Source organism: Williamsia sp. 1138, from assembly GCF_002095435.2.
Classification (GTDB): Bacteria; Actinomycetota; Actinomycetes; order Mycobacteriales; family Mycobacteriaceae; genus Williamsia.
The window spans coordinates 158,412-175,592 of the sequence record NZ_MJEJ02000052.1 but is presented as its reverse complement, the minus strand read 5'-3'; the positions used below and the strand labels follow the sequence as shown (position 1 = coordinate 175,592).

Here is a 17,181-nt window from a genome sequence, read left to right as displayed (position 1 = left end):
GAGAAGAGCACAGTCCATATCGATCGACGGAGGACGATAAAGATGTCAGTCAGTCTGGCCAAGGGCGGAAACGTATCGCTGAGCAAAGAGGCACCGAATCTCACGGCCGTGAGTGTCGGTCTCGGATGGGATGTGCGGTCGACGACCGGCGCCGACTACGACCTCGACGCCAGCGCACTGGGTATCAACTCCGGCAAGCGGGTGATCAACGACAACTTTTTCGTGTTCTACAACAACCTTCGCTCACCTGACGGCGCGATCGAGCACACCGGTGACAACCGGACCGGCGAGGGCGAGGGCGACGACGAGTCGATCAACGTCGACCTCAAGGCGCTCTCCCCCGAGGTCGAGTCGATCATCTTCCCCGTGACCATCCACGACGCCGACACCCTCGGCCAGAGCTTCGGGCAGGTCCACGGAGCCTTCATCCGCGTTGTCGATCAGTCTGATGGCCGCGAGCTCGCGCGCTACGACCTCAGCGAGGACGCATCCACCGAGACCGCAATGGTTTTCGGTGAGATCTACCGTCGCGGCGGTGAGTGGAAGTTCCGGGCCATCGGCCAGGGCTACGCCTCGGGTCTCGCCGGGATCGCCCGCGACTACGGCGTCAACATCGGATGAGTCACTTCGACGGCTGAGTGACCGCGGACGGGCTCGCGGTCGGTTTGCCCGCCACCAGGTCCTCGACGTCCAGGCCCCACTGCCCGAACCGCTCGTCGAAGCGGTCGGCGCGGTGGCGGGCGGACTGCTGTTTCGCGGGCGAGTACCGCTTGTGAGCCCACCGTGACTTGGGGCGCGCCAGCCGCGCCGCTCCCGCCCACGCGACTGGTGGGATGAAGGCACCGATCGCCGCCGTCGAGTACTTCCCCTTTTCGACGCAGACGAGCAGGACAAAAATGTGGATCGGCACATACGCCAGCACCACGGCGTGTCCACCGGTGAAGCCGGTGGTCTCGGCGATCGGATTGACCCCGAGCAGGACCAGGCCGAGTAAGGCGATGGTCAGTGACACCAACTGCACCGACAGCTGACCCTGCGACGACCAATACACGTCGCTCAGATGCAGGATCAGCGCGAACTCGTCCAGCACCAGTGACGAACCGATTCCGATCATCACCGCACTCACCTCGGCCCACGGCGAATGCCCGTCGACGCCGACCGACGTGAAGGCGCCGACGACCGTCAAGATGATGCCCGGTATCGAATGGTGGATGTGGACGCCGCCAGAGACGTTGTCCTTGAACGGCCCCTTGCCCGCGCGGATCATGCGGGTGATGGTCCGGGTCACGATGAAGGTGACCAGGAACGACAGGAACAGCAAGAACATCGGCAGCTTTCCGCCGTCGACCAGGCTGTCGATGAAGTGCATGGCTTGAAACTACAGGCCCGGAAGCGCGAACCCGGCGAAACGGATCCTAGATCCGCTGCCCCGACCGGTACTTCGGGAGGACACCGACGCCGAAGTGTCGGGCTTCTTCGATGTGCGGATAGCCGGAGAAGATGAACTCCTCGATACCCGCGTCCCGGTATTCGTCGATGCGGTCGGCGATTTCGTCGTGACTGCCGACCAGCGCCGTGCCTGCGCCGCCGCGGATCAGTCCGATGCCGGCCCACAAATTGGGTCCGACGACCAGGTTGTCCCGATCGCCGCCATGCAGCGCGAGCATCCGCCGCTGACCTTCGGATCCGATGGCGGCCAGTTGTTGCTGACGTGCCGAGATGGTGTCGGCGTCGACGCCGGCGATGAGGTCGTCCGCCGCCTGCCAGGCCTGCTCCGCGGTGTCGCGGGCGATGACATGCAACCGGATGCCCCCGCGGATGGTTCGCCCCAGATCAGCGGCCCGTTGCTTGACCTGCGCGAGTTTCTCGCCGACGGCAGCCGGCGGTTCACCCCAGGTGAGGAAGACGTCGGCCCGTCGGGCCGCCACGTCGATCGCCGCCGTCGACGATCCGCCGAGGTACACATCCGGCATCGGAACGCTCGGATGGCCGGCGAAGCCAGGCGACCGCGGTCGGTCGATCGTGTAGTACGGCCCGTCGACCTGAACGGGTTTGCCCAGCCCGACATCCCGGGTGATCTCGAGAAACTGGTCGGCACGCGCATACCGCTCGTCTTTTCCCAGGGTGTCACCGAATGACCGTTGCTCGGCATCGTCGCCCCCGACAACGACATTGAGCAGGATACGCCCCGAGGAGAGTCTGTCGAAGGTGCTGACCATCTGGGCGGCGAGCACGGGCGCGACCGCACCGGGCCGGAACGCGACGAGGAACTTGAGGCGCCGGGTTGCGGGTATCAGCGCCGCTGTCACGAGCCAGGCGTCTTCGCAATGCCCGCCGGTGGGTGTCAGGACGGCTTCGTAGCCGAGTTCGTCGACGGTCCTGGCCAATTCGGTCAGATACTCGAGTGACGCATCGCGATGCCCATCGGATGCGGCGGCGTCCGCGACGTACCCACTGGCTATCGACACCCCGTGCGAGCGCGCGCCGAGCCTCTCGTCGTCGCCGCCCGTGGGCAGGAACCAGTGGAATCTCGGAGCGATGCGGGTCACGACACAGCCACCCGGTTTCCGGAGCTCGTCTTTCCTGGAATGGCCTGCCCTGGAATCGCCTGCCCTGGAATCGCATCGAGTAGTTCACGCGTGTACTCGTGCGATGGGTTGTCGAAAACATCCGCGATGGGCCCGGTTTCGACGATGTGACCCCGCCTCATCACCGCGACACCGTCACTGATCTGGCGGACCACCGCGAGGTCGTGGGAGATGAAGAGGTAGCTCAGGTCGTACTCACGTTGCAGCCTCGCGAGCAGATCGAGGATCTGCGCCTGCACGGAGACGTCGAGCGCCGACACCGGTTCGTCGAGGACGACGAGCTGCGGGTTCAGGGCTAGGGCGCGGGCGATCGCGACGCGCTGCCGCTGACCACCGGAGAGCTGCGCCGGGTGGCGGGACAGGTACTTGTCCCCCAGTGCCACCTGGTCGAGCAGCTCGCGCACCTTGTCGCGCCGTTCCTGCGCGGAGCCGATACCGAAGGCCTGCAACGGTTCGGCCACGATCTTGTCGATCGTGAGCTTGGGATCCAGAGATGCATACGGGTTCTGGTGGACGAGCTGTACGCGGCGCCGCAACTCCCGCAGCGCCTTTCCGCGCAGATCGGTGATCGGGGCGCCCTCGAAGTCGACGGAGCCCGAGGACGCGGTCTCCAGCCGTGCGACGATCCGGGCGGTCGTCGATTTACCGGAACCCGACTCCCCGACCAGCGAGAACGTCTGTCCCCGCGGCAAGTCGAACGAGACATCGTCGACCGCGGTGAGAGAGCTGCCCCGGCCGACCCGGAAGGTCTTGGTCAGATGTCGTACCGACAACACCGGCGGACCATCTGCTGCCGCGCGCGGTGTGCGAACGGAGACCCCGGACACCGCGGTCATGCTCGGTGCCGCAGCGAGGAGCTTCTGGGTGTACTCGTGCTGCGGATTCGTCAGCACCTGCTGCGCGGTACCGGTCTCCACGATCGTGCCCTCGCTCATGACCACGATCCGATCGGCGCGGTCGGCCGCGACCCCGAGGTCATGGGTGATGAGCAGAACGGCAGCGCCGGTGGCGGCGATCCGCTCGTCGAGGTGATCGAGGATCCGGCGTTGCACAGTGACGTCGAGTGCACTCGTCGGTTCGTCCGCGATGATCAGTTCCGGCTCGCACGCCAGGGCGATGCCAATCAGCACCCGTTGCCGCTGCCCACCCGAAAGGTCCTGCGGGTACTGCCGGATCCGGAGTTCCGGGTTGTCCAGGCCGGCTTCGGTGAGAATGCGGAGCGCCTCCACCGTGGCGGTGCGGCGATTGGCCCGTCCGTGGATCCGGAGGACTTCACCCACCTGCTCGCCGATTCGCGTCACCGGATTCAGCGAGGTCGTCGGGTCCTGCGGTACCAATCCGATGTGTGCGCCCCGGATCTTCTCCAGTGCCCGATCGGGGATGTTGTCGATCCGGTTACCTCTAAAACTCACCGATCCCGCGACGATCTTCCCGGTTCCGGACAGCAACCCGATGATGGCTTGCGCGGTGGTCGACTTACCCGACCCGGATTCGCCGACGACCGCGACGACCTCCCCATGGGCGACCTCCAGGTCGATGCCGTCGACCGCGTTGGCAACGTCGGCACCGGAACCGTACTGAACGTGTAGTCCCTTGATCTGCAGGACCGGAGTCGCGTTGCTCATCGGTGTCCACCCCGGTCGAATTGATGTCCGATGCGATGGGCGGAGAGCACCACCGCGATGATGACGAGTCCGGGCAGCGTGGTCATCCACCAGGCCACGGCGAGGTAGTTACGTCCTTCAGCGATCAGGGACCCCCACTCCGGTGTCGGCGGCACGGCGCCGAAACCCAAGAAGCTCAATGCCGAGACGGCCAGGATCGCCATACCGAATTCCACGGCGGCGAGGGAGATCACCGGAGCGTAGGAGTTGCGGAGGATGTGCCGGAACAGGACCGTGGGCCAGCGGACCCCGGACGCGAAGGCCGCTTCGACGTACGTCGCCCGCCGCACGCGCAGGACCTCGGATCGCGTGACGCGAGCGAAGCTGGCCACCATGGCGACACCGACCGCGATCGCGACGTTGACCGTGCCGAATCCGAGCGCGGTGACCAGCGCCAGCGACAGCAGCAGTGCCGGGATCGACAGCAGCACATCGACGACACGCATGAAGAACGCGTCCACGATGCCGCCGATGGACCCTGCGAGCAACCCGATCAGGGTACCGGCGACGAGCGCGATGCCCACCGCCAGCAACGTCGCGGTCAGCGACAATCCGGACCCGTGCACGACCCGGGTGTAGACATCCCGGCCGATGTTGTCGGTGCCGAACCAGTGCTGGGCGCTGGGGGCTTGGAACTTGTCGGCAGGGACACCGGTCAGTGGGTCTCCGCTCGCGAACACCGACGGGAAGAGGGCGAATCCGATGACGACGAGTACCACGATCACCGAGATCGCGAGCACGGCGTACTGCGACAGACCACGTACGCCGAACCTGCGTGCAGGCCTGCGCCGGGTCTCCACACCAACGGGTTCCGATGCTGCGGCCTCGACCTCGCGGATCTCGTTGTCGGCCAGGATGAGATCAGACATGAGCGACCTCCGCGTCGTCGACCGCCGGTGTGGCCTTGTCGGGCGCAGCCGGCTTTTTCCGGAAGGACTCGACGATCCTCGGATCGATCAGCGGATACAGCAGGTCGACGACCAGGTTGATGACGACGAACGCTACCGTCGAGAACACGACGATCCCCAGCACCACGGGGATGTCCTGGGCCATGACCGAGGTCTGCATCAGCCGGCCGACGCCGGCGCGGGAGAACACCGTCTCCACGACGACCGCGCTGGCCAGCAGGTTGCCGAACAGCACGCCGGCGATGGTCAGCGCCGGAATGCTCGCCAGCCGGACCACATGGTGCAGCACGACCCGAATCCGGCTCGCCCCTTTGGCCTGCGCGGTCTCGACGAACGGCTGTCGCCAGGTGGTGCCCATGCTCGAGGCCAGGACCTGCGCGATCACGGCGCCCGTCGGTAGGGCCAGGGTGATCGCCGGCAGCACCAGCGACGAGAACCCCTTGTCGCCGAATGCCGGAAAGATCTTCAGGTCGAACGAGAAGAACTGCAACAGCATCAATCCCACCCAGAAGGTCGGCACCGCGACACCCAGCGGGGGCAGCGCCTGCAAGGCGGTGCGCAACCACTGGGCCTTGGTGTAGGTGGTCGCGAAGGCGATCAGACCACCGAACAGGACGGCGAGGACCACCGCAGAGACTGCCAGCGCCAGGGTGTTCGGCAACGCGTCGCCGATCGCGGTGGTCACCGGCTGCCCCGTCGAGATCGATGTGCCGAAGTCACCCCGGACCGCGTGCGACAGAGAGGTCCAGTACTGCGAGAGCAGCGACTGGTCGAGCCCATACCGCGCCTGCAGGTCTTCGACCGCCTGCTGATCGACCGGAGTTGCCGAATTACCCTGCACCGCAATGCTGACCGGATCGGACGGCAAGATGAACAGGATCACGAAAGCAACCGTGAAGGATGCCCACAGGACGACGATCGCCTGCAATGCCCTCAATCCGACGTACCGGCCCATGATCAGCTCCCGGAGATCCAGGTGTCGAAGAACACCAGCCGCGCAGAGGCGTCGAACTTCAGATCCTGTGCCTTCGGGGACTTTCCGATGATCTGAGAGAGTTCGGTGGTCGGTACCCACAGCCCGTTCGAGATGATCTGTTCCTGCGCGGTGGCGAGGTAGCCGTCGCGCTGGGCCTTGTCCGTCGCCGCCAGCTGAGCGGTGAGGGCGTCGTCCAGGGCCGGGATCGGGCCGCGCTTGTTCAGGTTACGGCTCTCCAGACCGAAGGTGGTGCGCAGGATGTCACCGTCGGCGCGGGTGGTGTTGTAGTACACCGCGTCGTAGTCGCCGCTGCTCTGCAGTGCCGTGAACTCGGCGTTGGAGACCAGGCCCAGCTTCAGGTCGACCCCGACCTGCTTGAGCTGCTGCTGCACCAGTTCGAGAATCGCCTGGTTGCCGGCGAACACCGCGCTGAACGAGAGCGTGAACGAGAGCTTCTGTCCGTCCTTCTCGCGGATGCCGTCGCTGCCTTCGATCCATCCGGCCTTGTCGAGGATGGACTTCGCCTTGTCTTGATCGAACGTCACCTCCGACGACAGATCTTTGTATCCGGGGGTGTTGGCGGCCAGTGAACCCGTCGCGACCTTGAAGTCGTCGTTGAGGACGGTCTCGATCAGTTCTTGGCGATTGATCGCCGGGATGAGGGCCTGTCGCACTGCGGGATCAGCGAGGACACCACGGGAGACGTTGGGTTGAAAGCCGAACGGCACGCCCGGGTTCGGGGTGGTGAGAACCTCGCCGCCGGTGGCCTCGATCTGCGGCGCGTCCTGGGGCAGTGCGTCACTGACCGCATCGAGCTGATCAGACGACAACGATCCGGTGCGCACACCCGATTCGGGGATCACCGTGAAGTCGATCGTGTCGAGGTATGCCTCGCCGGTGTGCGCGAAGACCGGCGACGACCAGTTGTAGCCGACACGCTTGGCGAGAGACACCGAACGGTCCTGCTGCCAGTCGGAGTAGGTGAACGGGCCACTGCCGATGTTGGCGCCGAGGCACCGCTGCTCCGCAGTCTGGCTGACGGTGGCGTCGGCCTGCAGGCCGAGCTGGGAGGTCGAGGTGGCCTGGAGGAACTGCGCGTTCGGCTGGGCGAAGTTCACCTGCGCGGTCAGCGGGTTGACGACCGTCGTACCCGTGTAACCCGACAGGTAGCTACCGGCCAGCGGAGCCTTCGCTGCACCGAGTGTTCCGATGGCATCGAAGTTCTTCTTGACCGAATCGGCTGTGACCGGCGTGCCGTCACTGAACGTGACACCATCCTTGAGCTTGAACGTGAACGACGTCGCGTCCGGACTGATCTCCCAGCTCTCCGCGAGCCATGGTGTGATGTCGCCGGTCTTCGGATCCTGGTCGGTCAACGAATCGACCACCTGGCGCGTCACATAGATCGTCTGGTTGCTGGCACCCTGCGCGGGGTCCGAGCACGTCGGAGCCTGCGAGAGTCCGTAGCGCAACGTGCCTCCCGATTGCGCCGGGCCGGCGTCACCTCCGCCCGAGGAGCCGTCGGAGCCGCAGGCACTGAGCAGCGTTGCCGACATCAGCGCCGCGCCGGCAACGGCCATCAGCGGGCGGGACATACGTGCGATCATCGATTTCCTCCATGGATCCGGGCAGAACAACTACGCTAAATGGTTGTGCACCAATATCTTCGATAGAATCAGTGCAGTTCTAACTGCTGCTCGTCACGCCGCGCCCTGGATCCGCTTGTCCCGTTTGGCGACCTCTTCGCGTACGATGGGTATGACGTATCGTCCGAAATCGATGGCGTCGTCGAGGAGGTCGTAACCGCGGGCCGAGAGGATCTCGATCCCGAGGTCGTAGTACTCGAGCAGAGCGGCTGCCACCGTCTCCGGTGAACCGACCAGCGCATTCGAGTTGCCGGCGCCGCCGGTGGCCTTCGCCGTGGCCGTCCAGCCCGCAGCCCCGAAACGATCAACCGAATCGGCGATACCGAGCAACCGCTGCGATCCCGCGTTCTGCGGCGCCGTCAGGGAATGCCTACGGGAGATGGCAGCTCCTCCCGCGGCCCGGGCATGCAGCTGCTCGACAATGGATTCGGCTTTTTGCCAGGCCAATTCGTCGGTGGGGGCAATGATCGGCCGGAAGGCGACCTGCAGGCGCGGTCGCTTCTCTCGACCTGCAGCAGCGGCCGAATCGGTAATCGAGGCGATCTGCTCGGCGGTGTTCTCGAGAGGCTCACCCCACAACGCATAGATGTCCGCTTCGGCGCCGCCGACCGCGTAAGCCGCTGCCGACGACCCACCGAACGAGATGTTGGGCCGGGGCTGAGCTACCGGGAAGATGTCGGAGACGAAGTCGTTGAACTGATAATGCGTGCCGTGGTGATCGAACGGCTCGTGGGAGGTCCAGACCTTCTTGACGATCTGGATGTACTCCCGGGTGCGGTCGTACCGCTCGTCCTTGGACAGGAAGTCACCCTCGCGCTGCTGCTCGGTGTCGTTGCCACCGGTGATGACGTGCACGGTGACCCGTCCACCCGAGATCTGGTCGAGCGTGGCGAAGGTCTTGGCCGCGAATGTGGGGTACGAGACATTGGGCCGGTGCGCCAGCAGGATCTGGATGCGCTCGAGGTTGCTGACGATGTACGACGCGGCGGCCGCAGGCTCCGGTGCACCTGCGCCGTAGGCGAACAAGATACGATCCCAGCCGAAATCTTCGTGTGCGCGAGCGAGTTTGAGGGTGTATTCCTTGTCGAACGCACTGGCGCTCGTACGCGGATGGATCTCGGTGCCGTCGTTGGTGGCGGCGATCCCGAGGAACTCTACTGGCATGTTTTCGTCCTATCTGAACAGTTCGCGGTGGCGGGGACGCCCGCCGGAGAGTTGGTCACACACCCCACGCCTTGGCGAGCAGTTCATGTGACCGGAGCCGGTCGTCGTGCTGATGGGTGACGGAGGTGATCACGAGTTCGTCTGCTCCGCTGAGCTTCTGCAGAGCTTCGAGCCGTCCGACCACGGTGTCGGCGCTGCCGACGAACTGCGTTTCGACGCGGTCGGCGACGAGGTCGAACTGCTCGGCGGACAACGGCGCGACCGTCGCGGGGTCGGGGTAGGCGATGGCGCCGTGGCCGCTCCGGATGCTGTGCACCCACTGCGGAAATGACGACGCCAGCCGCGTCGCGGTCGCGTCGTCGTCGGCGACGACCACATCCGCCGAGACCACCACATACGGCTCGGTGAGTGTCTTCGACGGTGTGAACGCTTCTCGGTAGGCCTCGACCGCTTCGAATGTCGTTGCAGGACTGACGTGATAGTTGGCCACGAACGGCAAGCCGCGCGCACCCGCGACCTGTGCACTCTGTCCTTTGCTGCTGCCGAAGATCCACAGTTGCAGGTCGGCGTTCTCGCCCGGATGTGCGTGCAGTTCCACACCACCGGTGGTGCTGTAGGTACCTCCGAGCAGCGCCTCGATGTCGGCGACCTGGTCCCCGAAGTCGGGCGGTGTCGAACCGGGCTGGGTCAGGACCTCAAAGGTCGCGGCCAGTCGGGATGTTTTCAGCGCAGTGGTCAGATCGACCGGCGCCGGGATGATCACACCGTCGACGACCTCGCGCACCCTATCGGGCGCCAGAGGCGTCGCCTGGGCGTTCTGGGCTTCCGAGCGACGTTGCCCAGACCGCCCGAGGCCGAGGTCGAGGCGTCCTGGATGGAACGCGTCGAGGATGCCCCACTCCTCGACGACGGAGACCGCGGTTCGTTGACCCACCTGCACCGCTGCGGAGCCGACACGGATCGTGGATGTCGCAGCGGCGATCTGCCCGACGACGACGGTCGGAGACGAGCTCGCGACCGCCACGAAGTGGTGTTCGGCCAGCCAGAACCGGCGATAGCCCCACAGCTCCGCGTGCTGCGCAAGATCCACCGAGTTCTTTAAGGCTGTCGCCGCGTCCGAACCCTCGCTGATGGGCGACAGATCCAGGATCGACAGCGGCACCCTGCTCATGCCGGCACCCCCGCCGAAACGCGCGCGGAGATCGGCCGGCTCGGGATCTCCTTTCGGAGCGCCGGAGCTATCTCGCTCTGGAACAGCTCCAGAGAATCACGGTGCTGGGCGTCGGTCAGCCCGCTCGCGTCGGCGTGCAGGTGCATGACCTCGTGGCCGAACTTCTCGTGGTAGCGCAACACTTTGTCGATCACCTGCTGCGGACTCCCGAGCAGCAGCGAACTCCGCTCGATCGCGTCCTCGAGGGTCGGGAACACCTTGGGAAGGCCGAAGGACTCGATCCTGGCCAGGGTGGCGTCGTAGATCGGGCGGTAGGTGTTGACCGCGTCCTGCGAGTTCTTCGTGGCGTAATACCCTGCAGAACCTGCACCGACCAGCGCAGCCGCCGGGTCGTGGCCGTAGTGCACCCACCGCTCGCGGTAATAGTCGATCAGCTCGGCGTAGGGCTCGATCGGATTGGTGACATTCGCAGAGAACAGCGGATCACCGAAAGCTGCTGCCAGATCCACCGATTCCCGACTGGTGGCGCTGCCGTGCCAGATGCGGATCTGCTTCTGTAGCGGCCGAGGAAGCGCCTCTGCCTCGGTCAACGATGGTCGGTAGGTGCCCTCCCACGTGACCGTGTCGTTCTCCCACAGCTGCCGGAACAGCTCGTAGCCCTCGCGGTTGCGCTCCCACTGATCGGCTTCGGTGACGTGGAACAGCTTCGCTTGCGCTGCGCCGTTGCCCTTGCCGATCATGAGTTGCAGACGCCCGCCGGAGAGATTGTCCAGAGTCGAGTAGTCCTCGAACGCCCGCACAGGGTCGAGCAGACTCAAAGTGGTCACCGCGGTGAACAGTTCGATCGTCGATGTCCTGGCAGCGATGTTGCTCAACACCACCGGGGGCGATGACGAGATGAACGGCCGCTCGTGCCGCTCCCCCACCCCGTACCCGTCGAATCCGAGTTCCTCGGCCAGTACGGCGTTGTCGACGACCTCCCGGAAGCGCTCCGCCGGCGTCGGCGTGAGTCCGGTGATGGGGTCGGGGGTATGGGTGATCAGCGTGATCAACAGAAACTTCACGCGGACTCCTGCACAAATGACACAACACGCCCTTCATCGGTCCCGGCGGTAGCACCCACGCTCGCCCTGCGGCGAATGGGTTGCTGCGACGTCGACAATCCGGGTCTCTCGGCCGCTCTTGATGATTCGGTTCGACGGTAGGCGCGGCCGTGAAGACAATCAAACGGTGGTTACGCCCGCGCAACGGCCGAAGCCAAGGACACCGTGGTCGGCGTAGGTGAGGTGGGTTTGGATCACCGCGAACTTAAATGCGCGGGTTCGGGCAGGGGGTCGCCCGCTCAGCGCCGTCCGCCGAGGTCGCCACTGAAGTCCGCAGCAACAGACACGAGGAACCCCGCCACCTCCGACTCGAAGGCCTCCGGTGTCGCGCGGGCCGAAGAAGTCGAACACGCCAGCGCCCCGACCACCACCCCGTTCGCATCCCGGACGGGTGCGGCCACCGAGATCAGACCCACCTCGAGCTCCTGGGCGGTGAGCGCATAACCCTGCCGCCGAACGACGTCCAACTCGCGTTCGAGTTCGGCGCCCGACGACACCGTGCTCGGGGTGAGCTGGTCGTCGAAATTCGACTGCGCCACCACCGACCGGACGACGTCCGGGCCCGACCAGGCCAGCAGAACCCGTCCCATGGAGGTCGCGTAGGCCGGAATGCGGGTTCCCACAGACACGTTGATGCTCATGATCCGGCGGACCGGCACGCGCGCCGCGTAGACGACGTCGGCGCCGTCGAGGACCCCCAGTGACGCGGATTCGTGGACGGTCTCGACGATGCGCAGCAGGTGGGGCATCGCTGTGTCCGCAAGGGAGTGGGACGCGGTGTAATGCTGGCCGATACTGAGCACCCGCGGGGTCAGGGACCACCGGCCGCCGGCGCCGGCGACGTACCCGAGTCGTTGCAGCGTCAGCAGGATGCGCCGAACCGCGGGCCGCGAGAGCTCGGTGACCGTGGCGAGTTCGGCGAGGGTGGGATTGGGACGGGACGCGTCGAACGCCAAGAGCACCGCGAATCCACGCTCGATGCTCTGGATGTAGTCACGATCGCGGTCGATGCCCGCGGCCGGCTCAGCGCTGTCGGTCACCGCCAGTCCCCTTACTCTCTGCGGTTACACCGTACGCACTGCGGACAGCTTCGTCGGGCATCCTCAGCCCCGGTGTCGCGACCTCGCCCCGGCTTCAGCGATCGGACTGGTCGCCGCCACCGAGGAACTGCGTGCGCATGTCGCCGAAGGCCCGCCCGAGCACCGCCACATCGCCATCGGAGAACAGGTCGAACATGCTGCGGCGCACCTGGTCCACATGTCCGGGACTGGCGGCGGCGAGTTTGTCGACGCCCGCATCGGTCAGCTCGGCCATCATGCCCCGTTTGTCGTCCTCGCACTCGACACGCCGGACCCACCCGGCGTCGACCAGACGACCGATCGCACGGGTGGCGCCGCCACGGGTGGTCGTCATCGCGTCCGCCAACTCGCGCATCCGCAGCCTGCGGTCCGGCGCCTCCGACAGGATGACGAGCAACTCGAAGTCGGTGAACGAGATGCCGGAGTCCCGGGTGAGCTGCTGGTCCAGCGTCCGCAGCAACAGCCGGGTGGCGTCGAGATAGGCGCGCCAGGCCTGGTGTTCATCGTCGTCGAGCCAGCGGGTTTCTTCCACGAGCACCAGCATATCGAAAGTAGTTGACAAAGCAACTAGATGGAGTAATGTCGATGTCGTTGACAAAGCAACTAGTTTTCGACCAGAGAGACAGAGGGGAAGCCATGACCAGCGCAGCCGAAGAACAGCGTGAGCAAGAGTTCGCCGCCCAGCGCGATCGGATCCGAGACCAATACCTCAAAGACCCGTCGACGCGCCCGGCGTCATCGGCTCGCGGGCTGCACCACACGGCCCTGGTGAGCAGCGACGTCGAACAGACCGTGCGGTTCTACCAGGACCTGCTGGAGTTCCCCCTCACCGAACTCATCGAGAACCGTGACTACCCGGGGTCGTCGCACTTCTTCTTCGACATCGGTAACAACAACCTGCTGGCCTTTTTCGACTTCCCCGGCCTCGACGTCGGCCCGTACCAGGAAGTCCTCGGCGGGCTGCATCACGTGGCCATCAGCGTCGAGCCTACCCGGTGGGAAGCGCTGCGCACCAAGCTGATCGACGCCGGAGTGGAACTGATCGAGCACAGCGAGGTCTCGCTGTACTTCCGCGACCCCGACGGCGCACGCCTCGAACTCATCGCCGACCCCCTCGGCGAAATGTACGGCAATCACGTCCTCTGACTCTGCGTTCCTGCACGAAAGGCCCTCTGACATGACCGCTCCGACCACCTCCGCATACTTCGACGTCCGCCGCGCCGACGACAGATTCAAGACGAACGCCGGCTGGCTCGACTCCAAGCACTCCTTCTCCTTCGGCCACCATTACGACCAGAAGAACACCCACCATGGCCTGCTGATGGTGAACAACGACGACATCGTCGTCCCCGGACAGGGCTTCGACACCCACCCCCACCGCGACATGGAGATCGTCACCTGGGTGCTGCAGGGATCGCTGGTCCACCAGGACTCGATCGGACACACCGGGGTCATCTATCCCGGACTCGCTCAGCGGATGAGCGCGGGCACCGGAATCATGCACTCGGAGAAGAACGACTCCTGGCGCCTCGACAGCATGTCGGGAACGGCTGCCGACAAACACGACGAGCCGGTGCACTTCATCCAGATGTGGGTGATCCCGGATGAATCGGGAATCACGCCCGGCTATGAGCAACTCGAGATCGACGGAGAACTGTTGTCCGGCGGTCTGATCCCCGTCGCGACGGGCATGCCCGAATACGTCGACCATTCGGCGATCCGGATCAAGAACAAGTACGCGGCCATGCACGTCGCCCGAATGCAAGCCGGTCAGACCCCCGTGGCCCTGCCCGACGCGCCGCTGCTACACGTGTTCGTCGCACGAGGAGAAGCGTCGATGGAAGGCGTCGGACCGCTGGGCGAAGGCGATGCCGTGCGCGTCCGGGGCGGCGGCGGTCAGCTCGTGACGACCGACAGCGCCGCCGAGATCATCGTGTGGGAGATGCACGCGTCGATCGCGAGCTGACCTCACCAGAACAAACCCACCCGTTCTGGTCAAACCCAGGGGTTCGAGCCTCGTGGGTTTGACCAGAACGGGTGGGTTTGTTGTCAGGCGATGCGTTCGAACACTGCGGCCAGGCCCTGGCCGCCGCCGATGCACATCGTCTCCAGGCCCCAGCGGGCGTCGCGACGGTCCAATTCACGGAGCAGGGTCGCCAGGATGCGTGCGCCGGTCGCCCCGACCGGGTGCCCCAACGAGATTCCCGACCCGTTGGGGTTGAGCCGCTCATCGTTGGCCTCGATCTGCAGGCTCTGAAGCACCGCGAGTGCCTGTGCCGCAAAGGCTTCGTTGAGTTCGATGACGTCCATGTCGTCGAGGGTCAGGCCGAGACGGCCCAACACCTTGTTGACGGCGGGCACCGGACCGATACCCATCCGTGCCGGTTCGACACCGCTGACCGCCCACGACGACAGCCGGGCCAGCGGGCGAAGTCCCAGTTCGGCCGCTTTCTCGGGCGTGGTGACGATGCACAGTGCGGCACCATCGTTCTGTCCGCTTGCGTTGCCTGCGGTGACGGTGGAGTCCGGGTCGATCTTGAGCCGGATCGGCTTCAGTTTCGCCAGCGACTCCACGTTCGTGTCGCGACGCGGATGCTCGTCGACGGTCACCACCTGGGGGTCGCCTTTTCGCTGCGGAACCTCGATGCCCACGATCTCTTGGTCGAAGATCCCGTTGTCCTGCGCGGCCACGGCCCGCTGATGGGACTGCACAGCGAGGGCGTCCTGGTCGGCTCGACTGATGCCGAACTCGGCACGCAGGTTCTCGGCGGTCTCGATCATGCCGCCGGGCACCGGGAAGTTGATCCCGCCGGCGGTCACCCGGCCACGAGCCAGTCGATCCTGCAAGTCGACGCCAGATCCCTTGACACCCCATCGGATCGCGTCGGTGTAGAACTCGGCCTGACTCATCGATTCCGCGCCACCGGCAATGATGAGATCGCCGGCCCCGGTGGCCACCTGCATGCAGGCTTGCAGCACCGCCTGGAGTCCGGATCCGCAGCGTCTATCGACCTGCAGGCCCGGCACCCCGATACCCAATCCGGCGTCGAGTGCAGCGACCCGGCCGATGGCGGGCGCTTCGCCGTTCGGTGTCGCCTGACCGAGGATCACGTCGTCGATCTGGTCGCCGGAGACACCCGTGCGGGCCACGATCTCGCGAATCACGGCGGCCGCCAGTGTCTGTGGCGCAATATCTTTGAAGACTCCGCCGAAACGGCCTACCGGGGTACGCAGCGGTTCGCAGATCACGGCTTCGGGCATGGGTGTTCTCCTTCAGATTTTTCAGTGGGTGGTGCGGGCGATGTCAGCGGTGATGGCGGTGGCGGTGCGCAGTAGTTCGGGGAGCAGGTCGTCGCGAATCCCGTCCAGGCTGTAACGCACGGATTGGGTCGAGATGTTCACGGCCGCGATCACTGACCCGTCTCTACCGTGGATCGGGGCAGCGAGTGAGCGCAGACCGGCCTCCAATTCGCCGTCGACGATGCAGAAGCCCTGCTCTCCCGCAGCGCGGATGGATTCACGTAGGTCAGCGGTCGCGGTCTTGGTGTGGGCAGTGAGCGGTTGCGGGGTGACCCGGTCCAGGTGCTCGCTCAGATCGGAATCGCCCAGTGCGGCAAGGAGTACCCGGCCCATCGAGGTGGCGTAGGCGGGGAACCGGGTGCCGATCGTGATCGAGACCGTCATGATCCGGCTCACCGGAACCCGGGCCACGTAGACCACGTCGTCACCGTCGAGGATCGACACCGATGCGGACTCGTGGACGCGCGCCGCCAGCGCCTCGAGATGTGGGCCCGCGACCTCGGGCAGGGAGAGCGACGACAGGTAGCTGTATCCGAGATCGAGTACGCGTGGGGTCAGCCAGAAGGCGGTGCCGTCCGTGCCGACATAACCGAGATCGTGAAGGGTCAGCAGAAACCTCCGCGCGGCCGGACGCGAGAGTTCGGTTCGCAGAGCCACCTCACTGACGGTCTGGCGAGGACGGTCGACGTCGAAGGCCCGGATGACCGCCAGTCCCCGGGCCAGCGATTGGACGTGATCGCCGGACGCACCGGTCATCGCGTCGCCACATGCTCGCGGATCAGCGACGAAACCACCGCCGCCTGTTCGAGATTGACCAGATGTGCACCGGGGTCGAGGATCTCGATCCTCGCACCGGGTATCAGATCAGCGATCAGTTGCAGGTGTTCCGGCGGCGTCGCCGGATCCTGGGCACCCGCGATCGCCAGTGTCGCGGTGGTGACAGACGGTAGCTGCGGACGGGAGTCCCACTCGGCCAGGGCCTCACAGCACGCGGCGTAGCCTTCATCGTCGGTGGCCTTCACCATCGCCCGCGCACGGTCGACCAGGTCTCGGTCCTCATCAGCCAACCCGAGGGTGAACCACCTCTCGACAACCGCGTCCGCGATGGCGGAGGTACCTGAGGCCCGCACGGTGGCAGCACGGTCGAGCCAGGGCTGTGGCTCACCGAATCGGGCCGAGGTGCACAGCAGGGTCATGGTGGACACCCGCTCCGGCGCGACGAGGGCGATCTGCTGCGCAATCGCTCCCCCGAGCGACAATCCGACGAGGTGGACGGTTCCCGCACCGAGGGCGACAAGAGTTGTCAGGACGTCGTCAGCCAGGTCGGGGACCGTGTACGGGCCCGCCGGTGTGGGCGACTCACCGTGCCCCCGCACGTCCAGCGCAATGACGCGGTGGTCCGCTCCGAGGTCGGCCATCTGTGGCTGCCACATGGACCGGTCAGAGCCCAAGGATCCCAGGAACACGATCGTCTGCTGCGCAGTGTCGTCGCCGCCGACACTGCCGGCCAGTTCGTACGTCATCTCTGCCTCCGCCACTCGTTGTCGTACGCTATCCGTACACTTGTACTATACGCGTACAC

At 65.6% G+C, this 17,181-nt stretch carries 17 protein-coding genes; 3 read left to right on the top strand and 14 right to left on the bottom strand.

All coding sequences use genetic code 11. The features are described 5' to 3' along the window. The first annotated feature begins 42 nt into the window (after positions 1 to 42). Entirely contained in the window at positions 43 to 621 is a 579-nt protein-coding gene (locus tag BH683_RS24340) for a TerD family protein (protein ID WP_084838865.1), read from the top strand. Position 622: 1 nt separating this feature from the next. Here the strand turns inward: BH683_RS24340 and BH683_RS24335 are convergent, their stop codons facing one another. From BH683_RS24335 to BH683_RS24285, 11 genes are all read right to left on the bottom strand, one after another. Then, positions 623 to 1,369: a hypothetical protein gene (locus tag BH683_RS24335; RefSeq protein WP_084838864.1), complete on the bottom strand. Its 747-nt coding sequence runs from the start codon at positions 1,367 to 1,369 to the stop codon at positions 623 to 625. Positions 1,370 to 1,415: 46 nt separating this feature from the next. Then, a complete protein-coding gene (locus BH683_RS24330; protein ID WP_210405269.1) occupies positions 1,416 to 2,540 on the bottom strand; it encodes an LLM class flavin-dependent oxidoreductase in 1,125 nt (374 codons plus the stop codon). 5 nt (positions 2,541 to 2,545) lie between these two features. Then, on the bottom strand, positions 2,546 to 4,213 hold the full coding sequence (locus BH683_RS24325) for an ABC transporter ATP-binding protein (protein WP_084838862.1): 1,668 nt from the start codon (positions 4,211 to 4,213) through the stop codon (positions 2,546 to 2,548). After that, positions 4,210 to 5,007, bottom strand: coding sequence for an ABC transporter permease (locus tag BH683_RS24320; RefSeq protein ID WP_246833585.1), 798 nt, complete (start codon positions 5,005 to 5,007; stop codon positions 4,210 to 4,212). Before BH683_RS24320 ends, BH683_RS24325 begins: the two co-directional genes overlap by 4 nt. A 106-nt stretch (positions 5,008 to 5,113) precedes the next feature. Beyond that, complete coding sequence (locus tag BH683_RS24315) at positions 5,114 to 6,115, bottom strand: ABC transporter permease (RefSeq protein WP_084838860.1); 1,002 nt, start codon at positions 6,113 to 6,115, stop codon at positions 5,114 to 5,116. 2 nt (positions 6,116 to 6,117) lie between these two features. Continuing rightward, entirely contained in the window at positions 6,118 to 7,743 is a 1,626-nt protein-coding gene (locus BH683_RS24310) for an ABC transporter substrate-binding protein (protein WP_246833566.1), read from the bottom strand. Between the two features lie 93 nt (positions 7,744 to 7,836). Continuing rightward, on the bottom strand, positions 7,837 to 8,946 hold the full coding sequence (locus tag BH683_RS24305; protein WP_084838858.1) for an LLM class flavin-dependent oxidoreductase: 1,110 nt from the start codon (positions 8,944 to 8,946) through the stop codon (positions 7,837 to 7,839). A 55-nt stretch (positions 8,947 to 9,001) separates the two neighbouring features. Beyond that, entirely contained in the window at positions 9,002 to 10,117 is a 1,116-nt protein-coding gene (locus BH683_RS24300; RefSeq protein WP_084838857.1) for an LLM class flavin-dependent oxidoreductase, read from the bottom strand. Continuing rightward, positions 10,114 to 11,181 (bottom strand): LLM class flavin-dependent oxidoreductase, encoded by a 1,068-nt coding sequence (locus BH683_RS24295; RefSeq protein ID WP_084838856.1) that lies wholly within the window; start codon positions 11,179 to 11,181, stop codon positions 10,114 to 10,116. Before BH683_RS24295 ends, BH683_RS24300 begins: the two co-directional genes overlap by 4 nt. A gap of 278 nt (positions 11,182 to 11,459) precedes the next feature. After that, the gene (locus BH683_RS24290) at positions 11,460 to 12,260 is read right to left on the bottom strand and encodes an IclR family transcriptional regulator C-terminal domain-containing protein (protein ID WP_246833565.1); all 801 of its coding nucleotides are present in this window, start codon (positions 12,258 to 12,260) and stop codon (positions 11,460 to 11,462) included. A 94-nt stretch (positions 12,261 to 12,354) separates the two neighbouring features. Continuing rightward, on the bottom strand, positions 12,355 to 12,831 hold the full coding sequence (locus BH683_RS24285; RefSeq protein WP_094647738.1) for a MarR family transcriptional regulator: 477 nt from the start codon (positions 12,829 to 12,831) through the stop codon (positions 12,355 to 12,357). 104 nt (positions 12,832 to 12,935) lie between these two features. On the opposite strand from BH683_RS24285, the gene BH683_RS24280 reads away from it, so the two are divergent. Continuing rightward, positions 12,936 to 13,445: a VOC family protein gene (locus BH683_RS24280; protein WP_084838854.1), complete on the top strand. Its 510-nt coding sequence runs from the start codon at positions 12,936 to 12,938 to the stop codon at positions 13,443 to 13,445. A 31-nt stretch (positions 13,446 to 13,476) separates the two neighbouring features. Then, positions 13,477 to 14,265, top strand: coding sequence for a pirin-like bicupin family protein (locus tag BH683_RS24275; protein ID WP_084838853.1), 789 nt, complete (start codon positions 13,477 to 13,479; stop codon positions 14,263 to 14,265). Between the two features lie 83 nt (positions 14,266 to 14,348). Here the strand turns inward: BH683_RS24275 and BH683_RS24270 are convergent, their stop codons facing one another. From BH683_RS24270 to pcaD, 3 genes are read right to left on the bottom strand one after another with little or no spacing between them, the layout of a single operon-like run. After that, positions 14,349 to 15,560: an acetyl-CoA C-acetyltransferase gene (locus BH683_RS24270; RefSeq protein ID WP_084838852.1), complete on the bottom strand. Its 1,212-nt coding sequence runs from the start codon at positions 15,558 to 15,560 to the stop codon at positions 14,349 to 14,351. Between the two features lie 21 nt (positions 15,561 to 15,581). Next, positions 15,582 to 16,355 (bottom strand): IclR family transcriptional regulator C-terminal domain-containing protein, encoded by a 774-nt coding sequence (locus BH683_RS24265; RefSeq protein WP_084838851.1) that lies wholly within the window; start codon positions 16,353 to 16,355, stop codon positions 15,582 to 15,584. Further along, positions 16,352 to 17,122 (bottom strand): 3-oxoadipate enol-lactonase, encoded by a 771-nt coding sequence (pcaD, locus tag BH683_RS24260; protein ID WP_084838985.1) that lies wholly within the window; start codon positions 17,120 to 17,122, stop codon positions 16,352 to 16,354. The genes BH683_RS24265 and pcaD overlap by 4 nt, the downstream gene beginning before the upstream one ends. Positions 17,123 to 17,181: the final 59 nt, after the last annotated feature.